The organism is Fulvivirga sedimenti, assembly GCF_020328055.1.
In genome coordinates this window covers 260,962-285,407 of sequence record NZ_JAIXNE010000003.1, presented here as the reverse complement: position 1 = coordinate 285,407, position 24,446 = coordinate 260,962, and the positions used below count along the sequence as shown (strand labels likewise).

The window sequence follows — 24,446 nt, the reverse complement described above, 5'->3', positions numbered from 1 at the left end:
ATGGAATACACCGGTTTTATCGGTGTATTTCTGTATGAATCGTTCAGACGAGAAGTGCATTTATTGCTTATTTAAGGACATACAGGTTCAAAATTTAATATCTTTGCAACAGTTACATTGAATGAATGGAGATGGGCAACCTTGAGAACATACGCCAGGAGATAGTAGGTATTGATCATAAATTTCAAACCCCCTTCGGTGAAAAGAAGATCATCTATGCCGACTGGATCGCGGGCGGCAGATTGTACAAGCCCATCGAAGATCTGATGACCCATCATTTCGGTCCGTATGTGGCTAATACCCACTCCGAATCCAGTTTCACAGGCGCTACCATGACCCAGGCCTACCATGAGGCGTTAAATCAGATCAAGCGTCATGTGAATGCATCGCAAGACGATGTTATTCTTGCGACCGGCACAGGTATGACAGGTGCCATTTCCAAATTACAGCGTATACTGGGCCTTCGTCTTCCTGAACAGGTAATTCAATATTGTGATATTCCCGATTCATTACGCCCGGTAATCTTTATTACTCACATGGAGCACCACTCCAACCAGACTTCATGGATTGAATGTATGGCTGATGTGGTGGTGATTCCTCCGGATGAAAACTTACTGGTTGATCCCGCGAAACTGGAAGATGCGTTGAATGAATATCAGGACCGGCCTGTAAAGATCGGATGCTTCACGGCATGCTCCAATGTTACGGGTATTCGTACACCCTATCATCAACTTGCAGGGCTGATGCACGCCCATGGAGGCTGGTGCTTTGTTGATTTTGCAGCATCGGCGCCATATGACGAGATAAATATGCACCCCGAGAATCCTGACGAGCGACTTGATGCCATATTCTTTTCGCCACATAAATTTCTGGGCGGACCGGGAAGTGCCGGAATTCTGATCTTCAATAAAGAACTATATCATAACACTATTCCGGATCAGCCGGGTGGGGGTACCGTGAAATGGACCAACCCATGGGGTGGGAGAAGTTATTTTGATGAAATTGAGATTCGTGAAGACGGTGGAACTCCGGGTTTTCTTCAGGCAATCCGGACGGCGCTTTGTATTAAGCTGAAAGAAGAATTGACCATTGAAGCGATTCACCAAAGGGAGGAGCAATTACTGAAATCTACTTTTCAGCGACTCAGAAAAATTAAAGGACTTCATATTTTGGCTGATCAGCCCGTTGCCCCTGAAGACCGGCTTGGTGTTGTGAGCTTTTATCTTGAAGGAGTTCATTATAATCTTGTTGTGGCGTTGCTCAATGATCATTTCGGTATTCAGGTAAGGGGAGGCTGTTCCTGTGCGGGTACGTATGGCCATTTACTGCTGAATGTCTCCAAAGACGTGTCGGATGCGATTACCTGTAAAATTGACCAGGGTGATCTGAGCGAAAAGCCGGGATGGGTGAGACTATCACTTCATCCTACAATGACCGATGAGGAACTCAATTTTGTTCTGGATGCCATCGAGCAGGTTGCATCAAATGCACCTGAATGGTCACTGGACTATAAGTTTGATGCACATCGCGGTGAATTCTTCCACAAGGATTATCCCGTTCGGTCAGAAAGTTTTGATTTCGACAATCTGTTGAAACAGGCGACAACTATCCATACCGGTAACTAATTAACATTACATATTTAGTGAGTCCAGCGAACTGAAAAGGAGGCTGATGAGTGCGACAACTCCGTACACCAGTAAACCGATCAAAAGGAGTGTGATTGCAAGTATTGTTATGATAATTCCGAATCCGCTGCCGGTATGTTTACCTTCCTGGTAGTGTTCTTTAAGCAGTTTTAAATTTCGAATATTCGCCTTGTACCAGACATCTGGTATGATTCCCACATATGGAATGGATCCAAATATTGCATCAAGTATTACGTTACCGATCATTTTAATTGCCAGTTTTCCGCTCGCACCGTTCTTGTACATTTCAATCACCAGGTATGCGCCCACCAAATAACCAATCAAACTTCCGGCGAAGGGTATTAGCCCGAGGATTGGATCCAGTCCGAACCGTATACCTGTTCCCGGGATTTCAAATTGCGAATCCATTAATTTGGAAACTGCTTCGATACGCTTAAGTGCGGTTTCTCTTTTTTCTGTCATGGTCATGTTAAAAATACCTGAATGTGTCAGATCAATCAATGAATCTTCAGGATATTGTATCTTCGCACTATGAATATTCTGCTGCTGACCTACCAGGGTGGTATTGCCGGATCAACCCTGTCTATAACGTACCTTGCCCGGGGATTGGCGGAAAGGGGACATGCAGTCTATGTTGGATGCCCGGCAGATGCCCTGCTGGCCGGTTACTTTGAAGACTCGCCTGTAACAGTGATTCCGATGGTCTTTAGGGGTAAGCTGGACTTCAGGAATGCCCGCAACCTGAAGAGTATCACGGATACCTATGATATTGATATTGTCAATGCCCAGTCTTCGCTCGACAGATACACCAGCCTGATAGCCAAAAAAATTTTTGGCATGAAATCAAAACTTGTCTTCACGCGGAGACAGGTTTCCAAAAGTATCGGGGGGCCACAAAGCTGGCTGTACCAATGGGGTGCCGACCGGTTTGTGGCCGTAAGCGACGGCATACGTGATTCACTGATTTCTGATGGTATCAAAGCGAAAAATATTTCGGTGGTTTATAACGGAACCCCTGCCTCCAAATACGATACTGTGGATACAAACGCAGCCGAAAATATACGCAGGAGGCTGAATATCAATCCGGACGATTTTGTGATCGGTTGTGTTTCCCGACTTAAGAACCAGTTGCAAATCCTGCAGGCCCTCGCACAAATTGATGATCCTGTAACCATGATCTTTGTAGGCGTTGAGGAAATTCCGGGTTTTGATATTCAAAAATTAAAAGAGAAAGGCCACCGTATATTTTTCGAGGGCAGGCTTCCTGCCAAAGACATATTGCCTTATTATCTCATTTTTGACATCATGATATTGGCATCAACGATGGAGGGTCTCTCGCAATCCCTTTTGGAAAGTATGTTCATGAAAGTTCCTGTGATAGCAACTGCAGCGGCAGGTAATCTTGACCTGGTAAAAGATGGTCGCAACGGTCTGCTCTTCAACGACCGAGATATTGATGCGCTTGTTGAAAAGATTGTGCTGCTACGCGAAAACCCGGAATTACAGGAAAAACTCGCAGAAGGCGGTTATAAAACTGCCCGTCTTGATTTTTCCATAGAAAACACCCTGGATGGTTATGAAAGGCTCTTCTCCAGTTTACTTGATGAATAAAGTGTCTTTCGCTGTTCCTCGATTGCTTCATCATTGATATAGTCATCAAATGACATCAGTTTATCAAGGTATCCGTTCGGGCCGATCTCAATGATCCTGTTGGCAACCGACTGGGTAAAGGTATGATCATGTGATGTGAATATGACCGTACCCGGGAAATCGGCCAGCGCGTTATTAAATGCCTGAATGGATTCCAGGTCCAGGTGGTTTGTAGGCTCATCAAGCATCAGGAAGTTTGCTCCTTTCAGCATCATTCGTGAGATCATGCAACGTACTTTCTCACCTCCGCTGAGTACAGTGGATTTCTTGAAAACCTCTTCCCCGGAAAACAACATTTTACCGAGGAAACCGCGGATATATACATCATCGGCTTCTTCGCCATCCGCATATTGGCGCAACCAGTCCATCAGGTTATGATTTGACTGGAAGTATTTTTCATTGTCATTTGGCAGATACGCTGTTGTAATGGTTTGACCGAAACGGAATGAGCCCGCATCCGGCTTGATTTCTTCAGCAAGAATTTTGTAAAAGGCCGAAGTTGCCTGACTGTCTTTTGAAATAATGGCGATCTTATCACCCTTGTTAACCATAATATCCAGGTTTTTGAAATAGGGCTTTTCTTCCCCAAATTTCGTAAGGCCTTCCACCTGCAGAATTTGGTCACCTGCAGTACGGTTCTGAGTGAAGATGATGGCCGGATATTTTCTTGAAGAGGGTTTAATTTCTTCCACATTGAGCTTATCAAGCAATTTCTTTCTGCTGGTTGCCTGTTTCGACTTTGACGCATTGGCTGAGAAACGAGCGATAAATTCCTGTAGTTCTTTTTTCTTTTCCTCAGCTTTCTTATTGGCAGATGACCGTTGCTGCAGGGCCAGCTGACTTGATTCGTACCAGAAGCTATAGTTACCCGTGAATAAACGAACTTCTTTGAAGTCGATATCTACAATATGGGTACAAACGGTGTCCAGGAAGTGACGGTCGTGAGATACTACGATCACAGTATTTTTAAAATCCAGCAGGAAATTTTCCAGCCAGGTTACGGTGTGGATATCAAGGTCGTTGGTAGGTTCATCCAATATGAGCACATCCGGATTTCCGAACAACGCCTGGGCCAGCAATACACGAACTTTCTGATGTCCGCTTAATTCCTTCATGTCGGTATAATGAAGTGATTCATCGATCCCCAAACCACTCAGTAATGCCGCTGCGTCCGATTCGGCGTTCCAACCGTCAAGCTCTGCAAATTCACCTTCAAGTTCGGAGGCCCTTACACCGTCGGCTTCTGAGAAATCGGGCTTGCTATAAAGTGCATCTTTCTCCTGAATGATCTGCCATAGCCGCTCATGACCCATCATGACCGTATTAATTACCGAAAATTCATCATATGCAAAGTGATTCTGTCGCAGCACTGCCATGCGTTTTCCTGGCTCCAGGCTCACATTACCACGATTTGGATCCTGTTCGCCGGAGAGTATTTTCAAAAAAGTTGATTTCCCCGCGCCATTGGCACCGATAACGCCATAGCAATTTCCCTGGGTGAATTTGATGTTTACTTCATCAAACAGGACGCGTTTTCCAAACTGTAACGATAAGTTGTTTACTGCAATCATAGAATCTCCATTAAAGGCGCAAAGGTACTTCTTTTTGGGGAAGTAGCATTGCCTAGTCTATAATAAACCTGATCGTCTGTGTTGCATGATCGCTTCGTACCCGGATGAGATACATGCCTGCAGGTAATCCGGCAAGCCAATGGGTAAGGTTCAATTCATTTGTTTCAATTCGATCATGCAGGGTTCGAAGGTGTTGCGCCTGGCTGTTCAACAAAGCAATCACCACGTTTCCGGGTTCGGTGCCAGGATAATTCAGAATGTAACGGTTCTTTCCGATCAGAAGGGAAGCATTTTTCCCAGGGGTTATTTCAGGCACACGGTCGGTCAGCAGAATTTCATAGTTACCCTTAAAACTAAGCTGACGAATACGAATATATTGAAGGTTGGAAGCCAAAGAGATTGTCTGAGAATAAAAACCTCCCGATGTGGCCGGAATAAAAGATAGTGAATCAAAGATGATTCCGGATTCCGATGACTCGAGGACAAATCCAAAATTTTCAGGACCAGTGGTTGTTTGCCAGGATATTTCCACCGAAGAATCATTAATGCGCCGCAAATTATAGGAGAGCAAATGTATCGGAAGAATCTGTTGCAGGTTCACTTCACCCATGGTATGATTGCCGGGCACCAGTATCCATTCAAAGCTATCGGCATGATCACCTTTTCCAATACGTTGAATGGATGATAAAGGAGGTGTTTCGCCGCTTTCTTCTGGCAATAGCGGCGAGGAATTAATGCCCGCTGCCGGTCCTTCAGACGCTGTAAAAGCACCCTCATAGGAAATAAATTCACTGGTGAACTCACCAAAGGAAAGTGCAATACCATCAGGTGATCCGTTCTGTATCCCTGAAATGGGAAACACAAAAAGTTGAAATCCAGGGTCATCCTTTTCTCCTGCCCATGCATCATTCAGGTCGAGGGAACGATACATAAGCCCACTGGATCCATTGTAAAGAGACAATCGTACTTTACTAAGATCATATCTTTCAGGATACTGGATTACGATTTCGACAAATTCAAGCGTGTCTGTACTTACATTGTCGTAGTGAAATTCATTGATCCACATGTTGGGGAGTTCAGGAATTCCTTCGGTTCCCCTGACAGCGATTTGCAGCGAGGTAATCCCCGGGGTTTCATGAACCACAAAATCATCATAGCTAAGGCCGTCCGGAGAAGGCGGTTTGAAGCGCACATAAATACGCTGGTAAGGAAGGCAATCGGTCGTTGCAGATAAAATCAGGGGCAGCAGGAACGTATGCGATTCAGCAAAATCCGGAAACAAAGAGATCTCATATCCGAGGGGAGGATAAACCGACACATCGGAAGAAATATTCACTGCGGTAAAGTCATACGACTGAACAGACGAACTCGTGCCAAATGGGACGATTCCAAAGAAAAGCGTGTCACTTCCAAATGAAACCAACGTTGGAGCGAAGGTTAACCATTGATCTTTGTTCAAGGTTCCGGGCGAGGCATTTGACTGGAACTTCCATGTAAAATGCGGTCCGCGGCTTCCCGGACCAGTTCGTTGAATGGAATAGGACAGGGGTGAGGTCCCCGTTTCCGACACCAAAACAGCTTCAAATATAAGTCCGGCTGCCGGCCCCCCTAAACCAGTAAAATCGCCTTCGTAGCTGAGAATATCGAGCACTCCCGAAGGAGTTGAGAGTGCAAACCCATCCGGTCCGTTTTGTATGCCCGGCTTAAACCAGACTGTCGCTTTGAAGCCCGGTGATACCGGGTGCCACGACAACGTATCCAGGAGTGCGCTGTCGTAGGGCAGGCCGTTGACGCCGTTGTACAGGTACAAAGTTAGATTGGCTATTGAATCCCCGGCAATGACTTCTATGAATTCCTGCGCATCAATGCCGGCGTTATCATAATGAAATTCATTGATCCAGGCAGTTTGAGCTGAAATTGAGTGGCTAACGAGCAACAGGAAATTTAGTATTCTCCACATAGGAACAATGTGGGGATTGGGGCGGACAACCTGTTACCGTTAAATGACCGGAAGAAAAAATTCAGGTGAAACCGTGATCTTTTTATAGTAAAATGTGTTATAACTTGTACTATTGACTACTACTACAGACATGCTTAAGAAACTGATTCGCTGGATTCAGTCTGTTGTTGGCAAACGGCCCAAGGAAACACCTGAGGAAACCCCATGGCTCGACCGCTCTAAAACCCTGAACGGCTGGGCAGACCGTAAGTAGCCACCCATCTGTTTTCTCATCAGTACCTTCTCTTTTCCAGGATAACCCCTTGTGCGATTTAAAAATACAGGGGTATTGTGTATATTCCGTTGGTTTGATGAAAAATGAATAATAGGGATCTTTACTTCAATATTATGAGGGACAAAAAACAAATGGGAATTGGGATGGCCATTGGAATTGCGATTGGCAGTGCGATAGGTGTTGCGTTGGATAATATTGGAACATGGATAGGCATAGGAGTGGCATTGGGAGCAGGAATTGGAGCACGACTTAGTCAGAGCAAAAGGGATGATGCATCGTAGACAATAAGATCCGGCATGAATTTGATTACGAGCAAAAACACAGGGTCCCGTCATTTACAAAAACCAATCATGATTTGAAGGAGGTATCATGAAACAAAATGAAGGAATTTTCCGATTTACGTACTTTACTGATAAATACCCGGAGACCTTTGATTTCTACGAGAACAAATTGGGCTTTGCCCTGGAGCATTCATGGGACCGAAGTGATGATGATAAAGGAGCACTTTTTAAGATAGGACAGGGTGTCATCGAAATTCTGCAACGGCCTGAAAATCCTCAAAATAATCATATTGCACTCGACTATCGCGTACCTCAGGGTGTTTTTACCGGAATCCAGGTTTCGAATATTGATGAATTATTCGGCATCTATAAGGAAAAAGAACTTCCATTTATTCAGGAGATCATTGATCAGCCCTGGGGGCACAGAAGTTTTTATATTCAGGAACCCAATGGACTGGTATTGGGCTTTTATCAGGAGCAATTTTAAACAATAAAAAGGTTATGGAATTTAGAAGTGCACGACATACGGATAACTTAGGGCGGATCAAAAATTTTTATACGAATGTTATGGGTCTCACCGTCCTGTTTTCCTTTGAAGATCATAACAGCTATAGTGGTGTATTCCTTGGCAAGGAAGGGCATGACTGGCATCTGGAGTTCACTACCTCCGGGGACAAGGCTGAACATAAATTTGATGCGGAGGATATATTAGTGTTTTATCCCACGCATCAGGAAGAATATGATGAGATAATTCATCAAATTGAGGCGAATAATATTGAAAAGCTGAAAGCCAGGAATCCATACTGGAATGACAATGGAATAATGATTCAGGATCCTGATGGATTTCATGTGATTGTCAGTAATTTAAAAATTAAATAATCAGGCGAATAAACCCTGATTTTCAAACGATACATTTTCAATGAAAAAACTCATTCCCGTTCTTTTTGTATTTCTCACATTTGCCGCATTTTCCCAGGATCAGGAGGGCTTTCAGAATTATGACTGGTTTCAGGCCAAATATGTCAAATTCAAACCGGGGAAAGCAATGGAGGCGCGGAGACTGCTCCAGGAATACCTTTACAGAGCCAATGAAATATCGGGAAGACTCGTACTTACATTTGAGTCTGATATGGGTGAATGGGATCATATCGCCTATTTGCACCTCAAGGATGGCCCGCAGCAATTAAGTGAGCCAAATGCCGATATAGAGACAAAATGGTGGAATGGTGTGGTTAAGCTTGCGGGTTCGGAGCAAAAAGCAAAAGAAATAATAGAGGCGTATACCAACTGTATTCTAACAGAAGAATATAACCTTGTCAGAATGCGGGATATGCAAAGTCAATTTAGCAGAAAGTGATAAAATTCTTCAGAAAGATCCGCCAGCAATTGCTTTCAGATGGCAAATCCGGAAAGTATTTAAAATATGCCCTTGGTGAAATTATCCTGGTTGTCATCGGTATCCTGATTGCCCTCCAAATCAACAACTGGAATGAGCAAAAGAAGATCGAAAGGTCCATAAAAAGTCACCTCGAAATTCTCAGGCAAAATCTGCAGGAGGATCAGACTCAACTGGAAAGCCTTAAGCAGAATATGACTGTAAATATTCAGTGTGCAGATTCCTTAATGCTCCAGATTAAGACCCTGATTCCGGTAAATAATAACGTAAAGAGATATCTGATTACGCTGGTTCAGGAATTTCAGTTCAGTCCGAATACCAATGCCATTGAAACCATTACCCAATCGAATGAGATGCCTTCCCTGGATATTGATTTACGTACAGCCATACTTGATCACTATGCGCTGATCGAAAAAACGAAGGAGCGGGAACATATATCCAATACACAGATCCAAACTAAATACGAGACTTATATTAACAACGAGTATGCAGATATTTTCCAATCTGACAATGACTGGGATTTTGTAAAATCATATTACGCGAATGATCCGCGGCCTGTGTATATGATGGATGCCGATAAGTTTTTAAAAGATAAAACCCTGGAGTCACAACTTGTTTCGCGATATTACCAGTGCGTAGCACTACAGAAATTTTATAGTGATTTAATCGAGTCCTCAAAATCTATCATCGCTTCGATAGATCAGTTGGAATAAAAAAGTGAACAATGAAATTTAGAAACCTCTTTACAGTTACAGTGATTTTCATCTGTTGTTTCACTGTTGGTATGAAGTCCAATCTGTCCAAAAATTTTGATCGGAAAAGGGATCTGCTGTTGGTACAGTTTGATTGCAAGACCGATGTGGATGACCTTCAGTCGGCAGCGGCTCTTGTCACCTTACTTAATCACCCTGATTATTCAGATATTCAATATCATGCAGTTGCCGGTACGTATGGGATTCAGGACGGACTATACGTGCCGCCTAATTCATTATTTCAATTGGCTTTTGGAGATAACTGGACCGATGCGCATGAAAATGTGAATGCGGCTGTTGATGAGGTGATGTCAGTAGTTATTAAAACACTGGATGAGAAGGGAGATATCTGGATCGCGGATGCAGGGCAGTCTGATTTTACGGCAATGCTTGTCCGAAGACTCCATTCTGATTTACCCGGAATTAATACCCGAAAACGGATTCATGTGGTGCAGCACAGTGATTGGAATGAAGAAGTCACTTCACCGGAAAAACTGAAGTTCGTGAAGGAAAACGCCGATTATCATAAAATTCCGGATGGCAACGCTGTGGGTAACGGTACACCCGGATTCCGGTCCCCGGATTACAACAAACTCATGGATATACTATCGGATCCAGGCCTTAGGGGTATCTGGCAGCTGGCCATTGATTTGTCAAACCAATATAACGGAAAAGAGGGTAGATATAATAATGAGGCCATAGCGGCCGGGGGTCTCGATTTTTCTGATTTATCGGAGGTTTGCTGGATTTTAGGGTTACAGGATATCAGGGATACTGAGGCCTTTTTTGAAATGTTTTCGAATTAATTATGACCGAGTTGACTAATCATCGGTTCTGCTTTTGATTATCCCAATTGATGCGTAATGATAAAAACCGCCATTTTCTGTCTTTTCCTGTTCCTGAATGTCCACTACTTAGTCGGGCAAACCTCCAAAAATAACAGGGTTATAATACTCACAGACATTGAGGCAGATCCTGATGATACTCAGTCGCTGGTTCGGCTGTTTTTATACTCCAACCAGATCGATATTAAAGGTATCATTGCTACAACTTCCTGTTGGCAAACTTCAGCGATTCACCCTGAGTCCATCCAAAAAGTAATCGACGCTTACGGCAAGGTTCAGCCAAACCTTTTAAAACACGAGCCGGGGTTTCCGGATGCAAAGGAATTATCTATGTTGATCAAGAGTGGCTTACCGATATATGGTATGAATGGGGTCGGTGAGGGTATGGATTCTGAAGGGTCGGAGTGGATTATTCAAACTCTTGAGGATGACGACGATCGGCCTTTATGGATCTCAACATGGGGCGGAGTGAATACCCTTGCCCAGGCGTTGCATAAGATAAACAAGACCAAAAGTAAAAAAGAGGCCGACAGACTTATTTCCAAACTGCGGGTTTATACCATTTCAGATCAGGATGACAGCGGTATCTGGATACGGGATAATTTCCCTGACTTGTTTTACATCGTGAGTCCGGGAGATGATTATGGTAGTGCGACCTGGACGGGCATCAATAGTTATATTCAGGGTATAGATAATACTACTATCAGCAATAGCTGGTTAGCGATGAATATACAGCAAAATCATGGCCCTCTCGGTGCTGCCTATCCGGATGTCGCCTGGGGAGTAGAGGGTGATACACCGGCGTTCCTTTCCTTGATTCAAAATGGACTTAATGATTCAGAACATCCTGAATGGGGTGGGTGGGGAGGTCGATATGAACTCTATAAACCTGACTTTTCAACAATGAAGGATGGAAGTTCAATAGTCACCATTGCTCCTGAAACAAGGGATATTTGGACAAATGCGGTGGATTTTTATCAACCTTATATTGACAATGAATATGGCAGGTCTTTAAAACAGGACACACTAACATTTCTGGATTTCAAAGCTACACTTTGGCGCTGGAGAGATGATTTTCAACATGATTTTGCCGCCAGGATGGATTGGTGTATCATGTCCGTTGAGCAAGCAAATCACCCGCCGGTCCCGGTCTTATCTCATCCTGCCCGCATATCGGTGGAGTCAGGCGCTGGTTTTATTCTGGATGCTTTTGAATCATATGACCCTGATGGTGATAACCTGAGCTTTTTGTGGTTTAATTATGCTGAGGCCGGCACGTATAAAGAACCGATAAAGGTTAACGGAGCAGAAAATGTGTACAAGGCATATTTCACAGCACCTGAAGTACGTGAGCAGAAAACGGCTCATTTCATTTTGAAAGTAACTGATAAAGGGGAGCCTCAGCTATCAAGGTATCAAAGAGTTATCGTAACTATTAATCCAAAATAGAAATTTCGTAAATGAGCTGTTATTTATCCGGATCAATAACTAATCAATGATAAACTTTTTCAGAAAATTCAGATATCACCTTATGGATAAAAACAAAACCGACACGCCTTCCTACCGGCCAGGCCGGTATATTAAATATGCCATGGGCGAGATCGTCCTTGTAGTAATTGGGATCCTGATCGCCTTGTCTATTAACAACTGGAATACGGAACGAAATAATCTTCAACAGGCTAAACAACACCTGTCCACAATCAATCTCAACCTTCTTGATGATGTTGCTCAGGCGGAAATGCTTTTGGCAGAAACCGATAGTGCCATGAAATTTTCAAGCATATTTTTAGATCAGTTCAAAACGAAAATACCGCCGGATAATAATATTCAGAAGTATTTGATCTATCTCATGTATGAACGCAACATTGAGGTGAATGACAGTGGAATAGGGGCACTGCTGAATTCCAATGGTCTGTCCTATATTGAAGAAAACCTGCAAACCAAAATCCTGGAGTATTACAGGCATATAGAGCAGCTGGAAAGCCGGGAGATAAATGCGAATGCAGAAATAAAAACGATGTTTGAGCCCTATGTGAAGGAAAATTACTACTGGATCTACAATAAAACGAATCCCTGGCCCAGCCAGGCGAATTTTTATGTGGATGATCCGAGACCCGTTGATAATATTGATTTGGCAAGTGTTATCGCTGACAAAAGACTGGAGATTATGGTGAATGGCAGAAGATATCAGGCAATCAGGCTGGCGCAGTTTTATTCAAAGACCATTTTACTGGCCAAAGAAATAATTTCGGTAATTGAAAATGGTCAAAGTTAATTCCCCAAATACCTTCCTGCTTAACATGGATAAACTATTATAGCAGTAAGAAAATATCGTTTGCCTGGCATCATTTGTCTTCTTCTTTGCCCTGTGATATGGAGCATGTGGAAGTGTCCGCTTCGTTAAGGTAACTACGATTTAATTATATTAGAAAGACGATAGAGATAGCATTGACTTGAAGCGGACGGCCTGGGAGGCGACCTTATCTTTAAAAGTATACTGAAGCAATATGAAATGGAGTAATGTCCATTTCATTACCGGGTAGAATGTTTATATTATCACCATTAATCAGTTCATTTTGTCTCGTAACAATACCAAGATATGACAGATCAGCGCAAGCTCACCCTTATTAATTTTGGTATCGTTCTATATTTTGTCCTGATTTACCTGGCCTATTATTTTCAGCTTGATTTTCAGCTGATTTCCGTGCTGGGAGAATTACTTTCGATCCCACTTCTCCTGGCACAGATCGTTTTCCTGGTCATCGGAATACGATTTGCTGTTCGAAAGAAAGCGGATATATTGATGATCGTAAGTCTTTTATTCCTGGGCATTTGTACCATCCTCACATTCAGCGGCTTCTTTTAACATGATTCAATTCTTCCGAAAAATCCGACAACGTTTACTGTCAGAAAGCAGGTTAGGAAAACCTGCCACGCCCTTTGGCAGGTATCTTGTATACGCGATTGGCGAGGTTGTGCTGGTAGTGATTGGGATTCTTATCGCCCTGTCCATCAATAACTGGAATGAAGGCAGGAAAGCGCAACTGATGGCCAGGGATGTGTATGCAAATCTGCTTACATCGTTAGAGCAGGATTCTGCTGAAGTGGAAAACATAATTCGTATTCAGACCCAAAGCCTTGAAGTCCACAGAAAGTTAATTTTAAGTGGATCAAACCAACTGCAAATAAACAGGGACAGCCTGGATCTTTTCGTTACACATATTGCAAGTGCTTCACTGAGTTTTTTTCCAAAGACAGGGGTCTATGATCTTATCGTTTCGAATGATGGCATCGATCTTTTGAAATCAGCGCGAATAAAGGAATTGTTGATAAACCTGTATGATTTTCAATACAAGCGGTATGAAAATGTGGATGCGATCATTGATCATAAATACCACTATCAACTTGGTCCGGTACTTCGTCAGAAGATTGGTTTTATTGGTGAGTACAACCCGGATTTTGTCATTCTGAGTCATGCTGATCCTGATCTCTTCAGGGAACACTATGTTGAGCTCACCAATGAGAGCAAGGATATCTTTGGCATTTTTTCAACTGGCAGAAATTATCTTGTTGAGATCAGTGCCTCCATCAATGAACTGTTGCGGCTGATCCGTATTGAATTGAAAAAATAAGCCTTTGTGATATCATGGAACAGTTGGAAATTAATACGAGCCCGGAGGTAGAGCGAATTTTTGACAGCTATCCTGACCACATCCGAAAAAAGATGGGCATTCTGAGAGAACTGGTATTCCAGGCAGCTCGCGAAACAGAAGGAATTGCAAGGCTTGAAGAAACGCTGAAATGGGGGGAGCCTTCCTATCTTACCAAACATGGTTCTACCATTCGGATGGACTGGAAGCCCAGATCTCCGGATCAGTATGCGATCTACTTTAAATGCACGAGCAGGCTGGTGGAAACTTTTAAAACAGTTTTCGGGAATACCTTCAGATATGAAGGGAGCAGGGCAATCGTTTTTGCTTTGAACGATCAGATTCCGGTGAGGGAATTGAAATCATGCATTAAGGCAGCTTTAACCTACCATAAGGTAAAACATCTCGATACCCTTGGGATGTGATATTCGCAGTTAAGTATCCGGAAAGTACTGGGTGCCGGGATGTCCCACATCACTTCTGTGGTGAACCGGGGTTATATCTGGACGCTGATGTTGGAATTTTAGGCGGTTTGCTCTCCGCTCAGAATAGTTACATGAAGTAATTGGCAACGCGGCCCATAAGGCGAAGTAAATTTATCTCTACTGCCTTCAAGGTAAAGAGGGCCTGTTCGCGGTTGTTACGCACGTTGATGAGTGTAAGCTGTACGACCCGGAAATCAACCCCGTTGATGGCCCCTTCATTCAGCTGGGCCCTTGCGACATCAAGTGCCCTGCCGGCAGAGATGACATTTTCATCGGCTATGGCCAACCTTTGGATCAAAGCCTGATAAATGATCATTTGCTGATAGATTTCCGCGCGAATATTCAGTTCTGCCGCCTCGCGGTTGAGTCCGGCCACATTACGCTGCATTTGCGCATTGCGAATCTCACGATTAATATTCCCGCCGTTATAGAGGTTCATCCGGATGCGGACTCCCACCTGGGGCCCATAGCTCCGGTTGGATTCCACGAATCCAATTTCACTTGTAGACCGGTTATAGGTATAATTTCCGAACAGATTTACCGTGGGGTATCGGTCGGATTGTGCAATGCGGATATCAGATTCTGCAATGAGTTCATTCAAGCGGGAAATTTCCAGATTCTGATTGTTCTCCATAGCAAGTGCTTCCATTTGTTCGCGCGATGGAAGATTCATCTCGAGCGGTATATCGTTGGTGTGCTGTAATGAATCATCAAGGTTCCGGTTTGATATCCGGTTGAGTTCTACTTCCAGCTGACGGATAAGTCCCTTCTGCTGGATGATCAGGCTGCTGTCGCTCCTGTAATCAACGAGGGCCTGGTTGTAATCAAGAGCGGTTCCTGCGCCCACTTGCTTTCTTGCATTTTCCAGTCTGAACCGGTATCGGGATACCTCGAGGGAGGACTCGAGGATATCAAGAACACGGTATTCCTTTACGATCTGATAATAGACGGCCGTCAGGTCTGCCACGGTTTGATCGATGAAAAAGCGAACGTTTGAACGCCCGATAGATTCGAGATATCCAAACCTGTCCTGATTGGCAAACATTCGAAAGCCATCGAACAGTGTCCAGTTGAGGCTTATATCTCCGTTAAGACCGGTATTTCGTGCGCCGGCTCCTTCTCGTGTTGATCCGTCGAAGAAATTCTGAACCGTATTATTTTCACTAATCTGGTATTGGCCACCGGCATCAATCACCGGAAGAAAGCCCGCATTGCCAGGAGTATTGTTGTTGGCGGCAATATCCGATTCAACACGTACGATCCGGATATCGTAATTAGCTTCAAGTGTTTCCTGAATAAAAAATTCAAGCGGTTGTGCGCCGGCTGAAATTGACAGGCAAAACAGGATCAGGAGAAGGAATCTATGCATTTGTCTTTTCCTCTAAATTTCTCGGTGCAGAACTGGCCAGGAACGAGTAAACCGCCGGGATAATATACAATGTGAGTAATAATGAAAAGAGCAGTCCGCCAATGATCGCAATTCCCATAGGTATACGGCTGGTCGATGATTCTCCCAATGCAAGTGCAATGGGCAATACACCCAATACCGTAGAAAGACTGGTCATCAGGATCGGCCTGAAACGCTGCTCCGCGGCCTCAATGGCAGCGTAGTATCGGCTCATGCCGGCATCGCGTTTCTGATTGGCAAATTCAACGATGAGTATACCATTCTTTGTTACAATACCGATAAGTACGATCATACCGATCTGACTGAAAATGTTCAGGGTATGTCCGAAGAAATACAGCGACAACATTGCACCGGCCAGCGCCAGGGGCACGGTGAACATAATGGTTAACGGGTCGCGGAAACTTTCGAACTGACCGGCAAGCGTGAGATATACGAGCGTGAGGGCAAAAACAAATACCAGCACGATATCGGCAGAGCTTTCCTGGAAATCAGATGAACTTCCTGCCAGTTCGGTACTGAACGCTTCACCCAGTACTTCATCTGCCAGGGATTCCATTTCTTCAATTCCATCGGCAATAGAGTATCCAGCAGCTGGCGAGGCTGATACCGTCGCAGATGAATATCGATTATACCTTAAAAGGCTGGGAGGGCGGCTGACTAATTCCATTTGCACCAGGTTATCGAGAGAAATCATGTCGCCCATATTATTCCGGACACTCATATTACGAAGGTCCATAGGCTCATTTCTGTTCATCATCTCCGCCTCGGCAATCACATAGTATTGCTTGCCATCTTTTACAAAATAACCGATCCGCTGTTCTGAGAGGTATGTCTGCAATGTCTGTGAAATATCCGCCACACTGATGCCCATTCCCAGGGCCTTATCACGGTTGATCTCAATCTTATATTCCGGCTTGTTAAACTTAAGGTCCATTGTAACAACCTCAAAGACAGGGCTTTGTCGGGCTCTTTCCAGGAATGTGGGTATTTTATCCCGCAGTTGTTCGAAATCCGGCGCCTGAAGAACAACTTGTACAGGCAGACTTCCTCCGGCACCACGGCTTGCGCTGATCGTGGGCTCCTGAATGACGAATGACTGGGCAAAGTTGTAATTTCTAAGCCGGGCATTAACGTCGGCCACAATTTCCATTTGTGAACGTTCACGATCCTCCGGAGGGGTGAGAGCAACGCGCACAAAAGATGTATTGGCAGAAGTTGAACTTCCGTAGGACGGAGCCGTTAATCCCAACAGATTTTCCCGCTCCGGCAAAGAATCCAGTAATTGCATGAGCTGTATCTGGTAGGCATCCATCGCGTCATATGATGTCCCTTCGGGTGCGGTGGATACAACTCTGAAACGCGCTTTATCTTCCAGTGGCGCAAGTTCCGAAGGAATGAACTGGGCAAGGAAGTAAATTCCACCAGCCAGAACCGCCACAACCGGGAATGCAATCCAGCGGTTTTTCATAAACCTTTTGAGTGTGTAGCCGTAACGCCGGCTTAGCTGTTTTACGAAATTCCCCAGCGCCTGTTGAATTTTGAGCTTCTGCTTGCTTTTCTTAAGCATTTTTGAGCTCATCATCGGGGTAAGCGACAGGGTTATGAAAGTGGAGATTACAATGCATCCCACGACCACCATAGCAAATTCACGGAAAAGCCGCCCCGTAAGTCCGCCCAGGAAAAAAATGGGCAGAAATACACACACCAAGGAAATCGAAGTGGCAATTACTGCGAAGAATACCTCGCGTGAACCTTCCATAGCTGCCTTTACGGGATTCATCCCATCTTCAATCTTAGAGTAAATGTTTTCCATTACCACGATCGCATCATCCACAACCAAACCCGTTGCGAGTACCAGTCCGAGTAACGTCAATATATTGATGGAAAAGCCCACTGCATACAATACAGCCATACTTCCGATCAGTGAAATTGGGATCAGTATAACGGGAATGAGTGTTGTGCGCCAGTTTCGGAGGAAAAAGAAGATCACCAGTACAACCAGTCCGAAAGCAAGAAATATCGTTTCACGAACTTCTTTCAATGCCTTACGAATAGGGGTGGTGGTATCCCAGGATACATCCAGCTGGATGTCCGCAGGCAAATCCTTCTTAATTTGCTCGATACGGCGAAATGCCTCATCAACAATTTCAATATAGTTAGATCCGGGTTGTGTCTGGAGAACCACGCCTAACATCGGGATCACGCCGTTCCCTCGCAGAACCGAACGCAATGAGGCAGGTTCGAGCTTTGCTTCACCCACATCCTTTAGGCGGATTAACGTATAACCCCTGTCGGAGATAACCATATTATTAAAGTCTTCCGGGGTATTCAGCCGGCCAACGGTGCGAACAGAGAGTTCTGTTTCACTTCCTTCGAGTCGGCCACTCGGAAGCTCAATGTTTTGCTGGTTCACCGCATTCCGTACGTCAAGTGGTGTTACGCGCAGGGCACGCATTTTTACCGGATCCAGTTTGATGCGCATTGCATACTCCTTATCCCCCCAGATCCCTACGGAAGAAACACCGTTGATGGTCTCCAATCGTTCTTTGAACAGTTTATCTGCAATACGTGTAAGCTCCAGCAGGTCGCGCCGGTCGCTTTGTATGGATACACCGAAGATATATTGTGAATCGGCATCTGACTTGCTTACGATAGGTGGTTCCGTATCGGGCGGGAGACTGCGAACCGCTTGTGAAACTTTATCGCGCACATCATTGGCAGCATTATTCAGATCGATATCGGTAAGAAACTCAACAGTTATTGTACTCCGTCCGTCAGTGCTCACGGAACTTAAGTTTTTAATTCCTGGAACCTGATTGATGGATTCCTCCAGTGGTTCAGTAATCTGATTTTCAATGATTTCAGCATTCGCACCCACATATGTGGTTGATACCGTAACTACGGGTGGGTCCACGCTGGGATATTCACGAACACCCAGGGAGAAATATCCTACGGTACCCAGCAGGACGATGACAATGGCGAATACCGTCGCCAACACAGGCCTGTTAACACTTAATTCTGATAGGGTCATGGCGCTAATGTATTTGTACCTTTAACCAGCGAAACGGGTAAACCGTCCTTCACCTGCAATAAACCGGTCGTGATGACCGTATCTCCGGGCGAAATGCCCGAAACTATCTGGACCATGTCCGAATTCCGGCCAGCCAGTTCAACTTCCCTCCGAATGGCTGTTCCATTCCTGGCTATATACACTGTTTGTACATTTATTTCCGGCACCACTACCTGTGTAGGCACCAGCAGAGCACTTTCCGATACCTGGGTTGGTAAAATCACAGTTGCAAAAACTCCGGGCCGTAGTGATCCTTTGTCCTGGTTCGAGATACGTGCTCTCGCTCGCAGTGTTCTTGATTCGGGATTAATGATCGGATCAATGGCATATATGGAGGCAGGGAACGTATCGGTATCAGCGATAACACTCAGGTCCATATTCAAACTCACTTCATCCTGGTAACGTTCCGGCAGGTTGAATTCAACCTTGAGTGACTGAACATCGGCGAGTGTGGTAATTTCGTCACCCTGGCCCATGTATGAGCCCACACTGAAATCACGCAATCCCACCTGTCCGCTAAAAGGGGCTGAAACATTAGCAAGTTGAATATTCACCCGCAGTTCTTCCATCTGTGCTTCTATTGAGGCCATTTCTGCGACAATTACATCGACCTCCTGCTGTGTAGCTCCTTCAACTTTCAGCAGAATACGCTTTCTTTCAAGGTCACTTTTTAACCGATTCAGTTCTGCCGCCAGTCCGCTGATTTGCGCTTTCCATGCCCTGTCGTCCAGCTGAATAATCGACTGGCCTTTCTGTACATAGCTGCCTTCCCTGAAATTAATAGCCAGAACTGTTCCGGAAACAGGAGCACGCAGCATAACCGCCTCAGAAGGAATGATTTCCGCCGTGGTTGAAACGGTGCTTTGAAAGTAAGTGGGCCGGGCTATAAAATATTCTACAGCCAATCCGCCCGATGACCCCTGTGATCGGGAAACTGTAGGTTTTTCTTTACTGCAACCGCTGAAGATCAGGGCACAGCACAGACCGAGAAATGGCAAATATTTCATAAAATCCTCATCGCTTTATGTAAAGATGAACAAATTACCAGCGCTTTTGTATGTGATTTTTCTGATATTCCGCCCCTTTTATGTAAACGGTAAAAAGGAGGTGTGGATTTATGCCGGAGGGGTATATTCAAGCTGTTTTACGGGCCATCCGGCAAGTTTGGCTCCCGCCCGATACGTCGATCTCAGAAAGTCAAGCAATATGGCATCTGTATTCTCATACCGAATCAGATCGTCGTACATCAGAACCGCCATAGGTGAGCCTGACGACATATCCCAGGCGGCCTCAGCGGGTGAAACAGGCTCCTTTTCTAAGCCGTCGGGTGAAGGGTAGGTATAACTGTAGAAAGCAGCGCCCCGCACCTGCTCATCTCCCGCCCAGAATCCAGCGCTGATCACTTCATGTGAATAGGCATCCCTGTCAGAAATGCGTGCAGTTTCAGGCATGGCTGGTGCCTCGTTGCCATTAAATCGTGCAACGGCGAGATCCATATGGTGCCAGTAGAGCTGCACAGGAGACACTTTACCCGAAAATTCGCCGGAAAACTTCTCAAATACATAGGCGATATGCCGTAGTACTTCCCAGTAGCGCTGTATATATTTCTTATCGTAGTGATGATGGGTGGTGCAAACATCAAATGGCTCCTTGCATGGATGATCAAACGGTACACCCACAATTGTTGGGTTGATATTTAATGAATGGAGTGAAGCAAACAGCTTATCATGGAAAAACGCCACTGACAATCCATCATGAAGAGCGAATGCCACTGTCCCGTTTGTGCTGGTGGTAATTCTTAGCTGATGATTTACAAGGTCAAAAAGAATCGTAAAATAACCTTCTGAATAGGGGACGGGTCCAGTCGTTAATCCCCGGTCGGTGAACTTGAAGGTCATATGCCACCAGTGATTCTTCCGCACATTCATGTCAAGCATGATCTTACCGACGATCTGAAGATACAAATGAAGGGTTATTTTGCTGTCTTCCCAGGCTTCAAGTGGTAATGGCGGATAGGTAAAATTCATATCAGAATGCGTTCATGTTATAATACTTATCGACATAGCAGTAAGACCAGTGTTCATTAGGTTCCGCGGAAATGATTACTTCGTGACCTGTACTATCAAAATGTTTTCGGGCGTGCTGATTCACTGATGAGTCACAGCACAGGGTTTGCCCGCAAACCTGGCATTTACGCAGGTGTACCCACTCGTCTCCTGATGGAAGGCATTCCTCGCAATAATCCTTATCAGGAGGGATAACCTTCAAATCTTTAAGATGACCACATAATACTGTTTTCAGAGGCATTCTTAAAAGATACGAACATTACGAACGTTCTGCTACTTTTTCGATTGAATATCCCGCCCTTACTACGGCATCGATAATTTCACCAGGCCGGTCCTCATCAGCGACAACAGTTAAAACGGTGTTGGGTGGATTCAGATCTGCCTGCCAGTGGTCGACAAAATCCAGTTCATTCAGAAATGGGGTGACCGTCATGATGCAATGCTGGCAGGTCATATTGGTTTTGAATTTATAGGTATACATTCAGATCTTACTTTTTTTAAGTCTTAAACTATTCAGTACAACAGAAACAGAGCTAAAGGCCATCGCGGCTCCCGCAATCATCGGGTTCAGTAAAATCCCAAAGAAGGGGTACAGTAAACCTGCTGCCACAGGAATGGCAATTATATTATAGAAAAATGCCCAGAAAAGATTCTGGTGGATCGTTTTAATACTGGATTTGGATAAACGTATCGCCGAAACAACATTCCCAATTCCCTGACCTACGATGGTGATGGAAGCACTTTTGATTGCCACATCTGTGCCTGTACCCATCGCTATCCCAATATCAGCTCTGGCGAGCGCGGGTGCATCATTAATGCCGTCACCAACCATGGCCACAATGTTTCCTTCCTTTTGCAGCCCTGCTATATACTGTTCCTTGTCAGCAGGCAGAACCCCTGCACGTACATGGGTGATGCCACTTGCTTCAGCCATGTGCCGCGCAGCCATCTGATTGTCACCGGTGAGGAGATGAACCTCCAGCCCCATCCTGTGTAATTCATCGATATGTTTCCGGGTGTCAGGCCGCAACTGGTCCATTAATGAGATAACCCCCATTACCTCGGTTTCATTCGCCAGGTAAACGATCGTTGCACCTTTTTCGCCGTCGCTGATTACCTCGTTCATCCAGACATCTTTCGTAGATAAACCGACAGAATCCATGAGGGCAGCATTGCCCGTATAGTAGGTATCATTATTAAATGAACACTTTAATCCTTTTCCGGTAACAGATTGAAAATCAGTAATATTAATTTCATTATAATCATTGAAGTGCTCGATGATCGCTTTTGACAGTGGATGTTCGGAATGTGTCTCCATGGTCTTCCACACCGCTGCGCTGGAGGCATGATCTGTGCCGGGTTTAAAAGCCAGATTTTGCACGGAAATTTCACCGGTAGTAATGGTTCCTGTTTTATCAAGGACGACTGTATCAAGTTTGCCCGCAATTTCGAGAACAGAAGCATCACGGATCAGAATTCCATTCATTGCACCCTTGCCGATTCCTACCATAATGGCCGTAGGCGTTGCAAGACCGAGGGCGCACGGACAAGCGATGATCAAAACAGTAATGAGTATGATGATTCCATGCGTAATCCCGGGTTCGGGTCCGAATACCCACCAGGTAATACCTGCCAGTATTGCCAGGACGATAACCACCGGCACAAAAACCGCTGCGATCTTATCGACCATTTTTTGAACGGGGGGCTTGGTTGATTGGGCTTCTTCAACGAGTTTAATGATTCCTGAAAGCATGGTCTCGCCGGCGATCCCGGTGGTGAAAATGCGTAAATGACCGTTTTGATTAATGGTTCCCGCATATACTTCATCACCCTTTTCCTTCGCAACAGGCACAGGTTCTCCCGTGATCATACTTTCATCAACAAAGGAAGAACCCTTCCTCACCTTTCCATCGACGGGTATTCTTTCTCCCGGTTTTATGATAACAAGGTCCCCAACCATGCCTTCTGTTATGGCAATCCGCATTTCTTCACCATTCCGGATTACAGTCATCTCATTTGGCTGAAGACCCATTAAAGCCCGGATAGCTTCTGTGGTTCCTTTCTTAGCCCGTTCCTCCAGGTATCGCCCCAGAAGGATCAGGGTAATAATGATTACTGCAGATTCATAATAGACATGAACGGGCAGACCACGGTCTGCCAGGAAGGAAGGGAAAAAAGTATTGAATGCACTAAACAGGAATGCGATGCCTGTACTCAACGCTACCAGGGTATCCATGTTGGTAGAGCCGTGCCGCAAGCGGTTCAAGGCATTGACAAAGAATTCGCTGCCGCTGTATATCATTACCGGGAGTGACAGCAGTAACAGCAGGAAGTGCGAGCCCTGAAATACGTTTGGAAAAAACATGGAAAGAATAAAAACAGGTACTGAAAATAGCACAGCCACGATGAGTTTTCTTCTCAGGGTGATCATCCTCGACTTTTCCAGTGTTTCCAGCTCCTGCTTTCGCGCATTGTCTTTCCCTGTGATTATATGATATCCAATCTCCCGGGCCTTGTCATCCAGTATTTGCGGGTTTACCTGGTCGGCATCGTATTCGATTCGAAGTGATTTGCCCGCATAGTTGACCGAAACGTTCAGCACACCCTTCACATGACTGAGGTAGGACTCAAGACTTGTGGCACAGGATGCACAGGTCATCCCGTCAATAGCAAATTGTTCTTTCGTAGCCTTCATGATTACTATGTAAAAGTACGAAGAATGGCTGAGGACGGTCTTTCAGAATACTGATAATAGTTTACGAAATTTTGTCTAAATCTCGTCGAGCGAGGACCGGGGCGGATTTTGCAGCGCCTTGAAATCTGACGGCGTCATTCCGGTTTCCTTCTTGAACTGGGAGGAAAGATGCGACACGCTGCTATACTCGAGTTGGTCTGCAATTTCGGTAAGGGTTAGTTCCTCATAGGTAAGTAGTTCCTTCACTTTTTCAACTTTCAGCCGTATGATGTAACGTTCAATGGTGATACCTTCAACTGAGGAGAAGAGACGGCTCAGGTAGCTGTATTCGTGGTTAAATAAATCCGACAGGAATGAGCTGAAATTAATGTGAATGGGAGTATGCGATGAATGGATTTGTTTTAGTAACGCATTCTTGATGGCCGTTACCAACTTGGCATTTTTATCCTCCAGTAACTCAAAACCTTCATTCTTTAATGAAACAGCCAATTTTTCGTATTCGCCTTCCTGAAGCGGCCGATCGATGATCACCTTTCCGAGGTCAATCTGTTTCACCGGGATATCCAGATTCAAAAATGTCGATTTAACCGCTTGAATGCAGCGGGGGCAGACCATATTTTTAATTACCAATTCTGTTCCTTCGATCATAAGGTAAAGGTACGCATTAGAATTTACTCGGCATTCGGCCAGGTTCTGA

General features: G+C 44.9%; 25 protein-coding genes. 14 read left to right on the top strand and 11 right to left on the bottom strand.

Going from position 1 to position 24,446, the window contains the following annotated elements; genetic code table 11:
* The first annotated feature begins 125 nt into the window (after positions 1 to 125).
* Entirely contained in the window at positions 126 to 1,625 is a 1,500-nt protein-coding gene (locus tag LDX50_RS13580; RefSeq protein WP_225697843.1) for an aminotransferase class V-fold PLP-dependent enzyme, read from the top strand.
* Between the two features lie 6 nt (positions 1,626 to 1,631).
* Here LDX50_RS13580 and LDX50_RS13575 read toward each other — a convergent pair whose 3' ends face one another.
* Complete coding sequence (locus LDX50_RS13575) at positions 1,632 to 2,108, bottom strand: DUF4112 domain-containing protein (protein WP_225697842.1); 477 nt, start codon at positions 2,106 to 2,108, stop codon at positions 1,632 to 1,634.
* 69 nt (positions 2,109 to 2,177) lie between these two features.
* On the opposite strand from LDX50_RS13575, the gene LDX50_RS13570 reads away from it, so the two are divergent.
* Positions 2,178 to 3,257, top strand: a complete 1,080-nt coding sequence (locus LDX50_RS13570; protein ID WP_225697841.1) for a glycosyltransferase family 4 protein — start codon at positions 2,178 to 2,180, stop codon at positions 3,255 to 3,257.
* Here LDX50_RS13570 and LDX50_RS13565 read toward each other — a convergent pair.
* Both LDX50_RS13565 and LDX50_RS13560 read right to left on the bottom strand, forming a co-directional pair.
* The gene (locus LDX50_RS13565; RefSeq protein WP_225697840.1) at positions 3,221 to 4,867 is read right to left on the bottom strand and encodes an ABC-F family ATP-binding cassette domain-containing protein; all 1,647 of its coding nucleotides are present in this window, start codon (positions 4,865 to 4,867) and stop codon (positions 3,221 to 3,223) included. The two genes, LDX50_RS13570 and LDX50_RS13565, sit on opposite strands and share 37 nt — an antisense overlap.
* A 52-nt stretch (positions 4,868 to 4,919) precedes the next feature.
* On the bottom strand, positions 4,920 to 6,827 hold the full coding sequence (locus LDX50_RS13560; RefSeq protein WP_225697839.1) for a T9SS type A sorting domain-containing protein: 1,908 nt from the start codon (positions 6,825 to 6,827) through the stop codon (positions 4,920 to 4,922).
* Positions 6,828 to 6,957: 130 nt separating this feature from the next.
* Here LDX50_RS13560 and LDX50_RS30795 point away from each other — a divergent pair, with 130 nt between their 5' ends.
* From LDX50_RS30795 to LDX50_RS13505, 12 genes are all read left to right on the top strand, one after another.
* Positions 6,958 to 7,080 (top strand): hypothetical protein, encoded by a 123-nt coding sequence (locus LDX50_RS30795; RefSeq protein WP_255647353.1) that lies wholly within the window; start codon positions 6,958 to 6,960, stop codon positions 7,078 to 7,080.
* A 134-nt stretch (positions 7,081 to 7,214) separates the two neighbouring features.
* Positions 7,215 to 7,382, top strand: a complete 168-nt coding sequence (locus tag LDX50_RS13555) for a glycine zipper domain-containing protein (protein WP_225697838.1) — start codon at positions 7,215 to 7,217, stop codon at positions 7,380 to 7,382.
* An 88-nt stretch (positions 7,383 to 7,470) separates the two neighbouring features.
* On the top strand, positions 7,471 to 7,869 hold the full coding sequence (locus LDX50_RS13550) for a VOC family protein (RefSeq protein WP_225697837.1): 399 nt from the start codon (positions 7,471 to 7,473) through the stop codon (positions 7,867 to 7,869).
* Between the two features lie 14 nt (positions 7,870 to 7,883).
* On the top strand, positions 7,884 to 8,261 hold the full coding sequence (locus tag LDX50_RS13545; RefSeq protein WP_225697836.1) for a VOC family protein: 378 nt from the start codon (positions 7,884 to 7,886) through the stop codon (positions 8,259 to 8,261).
* Between the two features lie 40 nt (positions 8,262 to 8,301).
* Positions 8,302 to 8,739 (top strand): hypothetical protein, encoded by a 438-nt coding sequence (locus LDX50_RS13540; protein ID WP_225697835.1) that lies wholly within the window; start codon positions 8,302 to 8,304, stop codon positions 8,737 to 8,739.
* A complete protein-coding gene (locus tag LDX50_RS13535; protein ID WP_225697834.1) occupies positions 8,736 to 9,491 on the top strand; it encodes a DUF6090 family protein in 756 nt (251 codons plus the stop codon). The genes LDX50_RS13540 and LDX50_RS13535 overlap by 4 nt, the downstream gene beginning before the upstream one ends.
* An 11-nt stretch (positions 9,492 to 9,502) precedes the next feature.
* Positions 9,503 to 10,336 (top strand): hypothetical protein, encoded by an 834-nt coding sequence (locus tag LDX50_RS13530; protein WP_225697833.1) that lies wholly within the window; start codon positions 9,503 to 9,505, stop codon positions 10,334 to 10,336.
* 57 nt (positions 10,337 to 10,393) lie between these two features.
* Positions 10,394 to 11,824, top strand: coding sequence for a DUF1593 domain-containing protein (locus LDX50_RS13525; RefSeq protein ID WP_225697832.1), 1,431 nt, complete (start codon positions 10,394 to 10,396; stop codon positions 11,822 to 11,824).
* Positions 11,825 to 11,906: 82 nt separating this feature from the next.
* The gene (locus LDX50_RS13520) at positions 11,907 to 12,650 is read left to right on the top strand and encodes a DUF6090 family protein (RefSeq protein ID WP_225697831.1); all 744 of its coding nucleotides are present in this window, start codon (positions 11,907 to 11,909) and stop codon (positions 12,648 to 12,650) included.
* 324 nt (positions 12,651 to 12,974) lie between these two features.
* A complete protein-coding gene (locus LDX50_RS13515; protein ID WP_225697830.1) occupies positions 12,975 to 13,241 on the top strand; it encodes a hypothetical protein in 267 nt (88 codons plus the stop codon).
* Between the two features lies 1 nt (position 13,242).
* Positions 13,243 to 14,007: a DUF6090 family protein gene (locus tag LDX50_RS13510; RefSeq protein ID WP_225697829.1), complete on the top strand. Its 765-nt coding sequence runs from the start codon at positions 13,243 to 13,245 to the stop codon at positions 14,005 to 14,007.
* A 14-nt stretch (positions 14,008 to 14,021) separates the two neighbouring features.
* The gene (locus LDX50_RS13505) at positions 14,022 to 14,450 is read left to right on the top strand and encodes a DUF1801 domain-containing protein (protein WP_225697828.1); all 429 of its coding nucleotides are present in this window, start codon (positions 14,022 to 14,024) and stop codon (positions 14,448 to 14,450) included.
* A 127-nt stretch (positions 14,451 to 14,577) separates the two neighbouring features.
* Here LDX50_RS13505 and LDX50_RS13500 read toward each other — a convergent pair whose 3' ends face one another.
* The 8 genes from LDX50_RS13500 to LDX50_RS13465 form a co-directional block, all read right to left on the bottom strand.
* Positions 14,578 to 15,879, bottom strand: coding sequence for a TolC family protein (locus tag LDX50_RS13500; RefSeq protein WP_225697827.1), 1,302 nt, complete (start codon positions 15,877 to 15,879; stop codon positions 14,578 to 14,580).
* Positions 15,872 to 18,949, bottom strand: coding sequence for an efflux RND transporter permease subunit (locus tag LDX50_RS13495; protein WP_225697826.1), 3,078 nt, complete (start codon positions 18,947 to 18,949; stop codon positions 15,872 to 15,874). The genes LDX50_RS13500 and LDX50_RS13495 overlap by 8 nt, the downstream gene beginning before the upstream one ends.
* Positions 18,946 to 19,995, bottom strand: coding sequence for an efflux RND transporter periplasmic adaptor subunit (locus tag LDX50_RS13490; protein ID WP_225697825.1), 1,050 nt, complete (start codon positions 19,993 to 19,995; stop codon positions 18,946 to 18,948). The genes LDX50_RS13495 and LDX50_RS13490 overlap by 4 nt, the downstream gene beginning before the upstream one ends.
* A 108-nt stretch (positions 19,996 to 20,103) precedes the next feature.
* Complete coding sequence (locus tag LDX50_RS13485; RefSeq protein ID WP_225697824.1) at positions 20,104 to 21,015, bottom strand: DUF5996 family protein; 912 nt, start codon at positions 21,013 to 21,015, stop codon at positions 20,104 to 20,106.
* 1 nt (position 21,016) lies between these two features.
* Positions 21,017 to 21,295, bottom strand: a complete 279-nt coding sequence (locus LDX50_RS13480) for a UBP-type zinc finger domain-containing protein (RefSeq protein WP_225697823.1) — start codon at positions 21,293 to 21,295, stop codon at positions 21,017 to 21,019.
* 18 nt (positions 21,296 to 21,313) lie between these two features.
* A complete protein-coding gene (locus LDX50_RS13475) occupies positions 21,314 to 21,535 on the bottom strand; it encodes a heavy-metal-associated domain-containing protein (protein WP_225697822.1) in 222 nt (73 codons plus the stop codon).
* A complete protein-coding gene (locus LDX50_RS13470) occupies positions 21,536 to 23,749 on the bottom strand; it encodes a heavy metal translocating P-type ATPase (protein WP_225697821.1) in 2,214 nt (737 codons plus the stop codon).
* A 75-nt stretch (positions 23,750 to 23,824) separates the two neighbouring features.
* Positions 23,825 to 24,397 carry a helix-turn-helix domain-containing protein gene (locus LDX50_RS13465; protein ID WP_225697820.1) on the bottom strand — a complete coding sequence of 191 codons (573 nt, stop codon included), beginning with the start codon at positions 24,395 to 24,397 and terminating at the stop codon, positions 23,825 to 23,827.
* Between the last annotated feature and the right edge of the window lie 49 nt (positions 24,398 to 24,446).

Bases quoted from the DNA above. Each gene is read 5' to 3' on its own strand.
- LDX50_RS13580 (WP_225697843.1), top strand. From the start codon at position 126: ATGGAGATGGGCAACCTTGAGAACATACGCCAGGAGATAGTAGGTATT.
- LDX50_RS13575 (WP_225697842.1), bottom strand. From the start codon at position 2,108: ATGACAGAAAAAAGAGAAACCGCACTTAAGCGTATCGAAGCAGTTTCC.
- LDX50_RS13570 (WP_225697841.1), top strand. From the start codon at position 2,178: ATGAATATTCTGCTGCTGACCTACCAGGGTGGTATTGCCGGATCAACC.
- LDX50_RS13565 (WP_225697840.1), bottom strand. From the start codon at position 4,867: ATGATTGCAGTAAACAACTTATCGTTACAGTTTGGAAAACGCGTCCTG.
- LDX50_RS13560 (WP_225697839.1), bottom strand. From the start codon at position 6,827: ATGTGGAGAATACTAAATTTCCTGTTGCTCGTTAGCCACTCAATTTCA.
- LDX50_RS30795 (WP_255647353.1), top strand. From the start codon at position 6,958: ATGCTTAAGAAACTGATTCGCTGGATTCAGTCTGTTGTTGGCAAACGG.
- LDX50_RS13555 (WP_225697838.1), top strand. From the start codon at position 7,215: ATGAGGGACAAAAAACAAATGGGAATTGGGATGGCCATTGGAATTGCG.
- LDX50_RS13550 (WP_225697837.1), top strand. From the start codon at position 7,471: ATGAAACAAAATGAAGGAATTTTCCGATTTACGTACTTTACTGATAAA.
- LDX50_RS13545 (WP_225697836.1), top strand. From the start codon at position 7,884: ATGGAATTTAGAAGTGCACGACATACGGATAACTTAGGGCGGATCAAA.
- LDX50_RS13540 (WP_225697835.1), top strand. From the start codon at position 8,302: ATGAAAAAACTCATTCCCGTTCTTTTTGTATTTCTCACATTTGCCGCA.
- LDX50_RS13530 (WP_225697833.1), top strand. From the start codon at position 9,503: ATGAAATTTAGAAACCTCTTTACAGTTACAGTGATTTTCATCTGTTGT.
- LDX50_RS13525 (WP_225697832.1), top strand. From the start codon at position 10,394: ATGATAAAAACCGCCATTTTCTGTCTTTTCCTGTTCCTGAATGTCCAC.
- LDX50_RS13520 (WP_225697831.1), top strand. From the start codon at position 11,907: ATGGATAAAAACAAAACCGACACGCCTTCCTACCGGCCAGGCCGGTAT.
- LDX50_RS13515 (WP_225697830.1), top strand. From the start codon at position 12,975: ATGACAGATCAGCGCAAGCTCACCCTTATTAATTTTGGTATCGTTCTA.
- LDX50_RS13510 (WP_225697829.1), top strand. From the start codon at position 13,243: ATGATTCAATTCTTCCGAAAAATCCGACAACGTTTACTGTCAGAAAGC.
- LDX50_RS13505 (WP_225697828.1), top strand. From the start codon at position 14,022: ATGGAACAGTTGGAAATTAATACGAGCCCGGAGGTAGAGCGAATTTTT.
- LDX50_RS13500 (WP_225697827.1), bottom strand. From the start codon at position 15,879: ATGCATAGATTCCTTCTCCTGATCCTGTTTTGCCTGTCAATTTCAGCC.
- LDX50_RS13495 (WP_225697826.1), bottom strand. From the start codon at position 18,949: ATGACCCTATCAGAATTAAGTGTTAACAGGCCTGTGTTGGCGACGGTA.
- LDX50_RS13490 (WP_225697825.1), bottom strand. From the start codon at position 19,995: ATGAAATATTTGCCATTTCTCGGTCTGTGCTGTGCCCTGATCTTCAGC.
- LDX50_RS13485 (WP_225697824.1), bottom strand. From the start codon at position 21,015: ATGAATTTTACCTATCCGCCATTACCACTTGAAGCCTGGGAAGACAGC.
- LDX50_RS13480 (WP_225697823.1), bottom strand. From the start codon at position 21,295: ATGCCTCTGAAAACAGTATTATGTGGTCATCTTAAAGATTTGAAGGTT.
- LDX50_RS13475 (WP_225697822.1), bottom strand. From the start codon at position 21,535: ATGTATACCTATAAATTCAAAACCAATATGACCTGCCAGCATTGCATC.
- LDX50_RS13470 (WP_225697821.1), bottom strand. From the start codon at position 23,749: ATGAAGGCTACGAAAGAACAATTTGCTATTGACGGGATGACCTGTGCA.
- LDX50_RS13465 (WP_225697820.1), bottom strand. From the start codon at position 24,397: ATGATCGAAGGAACAGAATTGGTAATTAAAAATATGGTCTGCCCCCGC.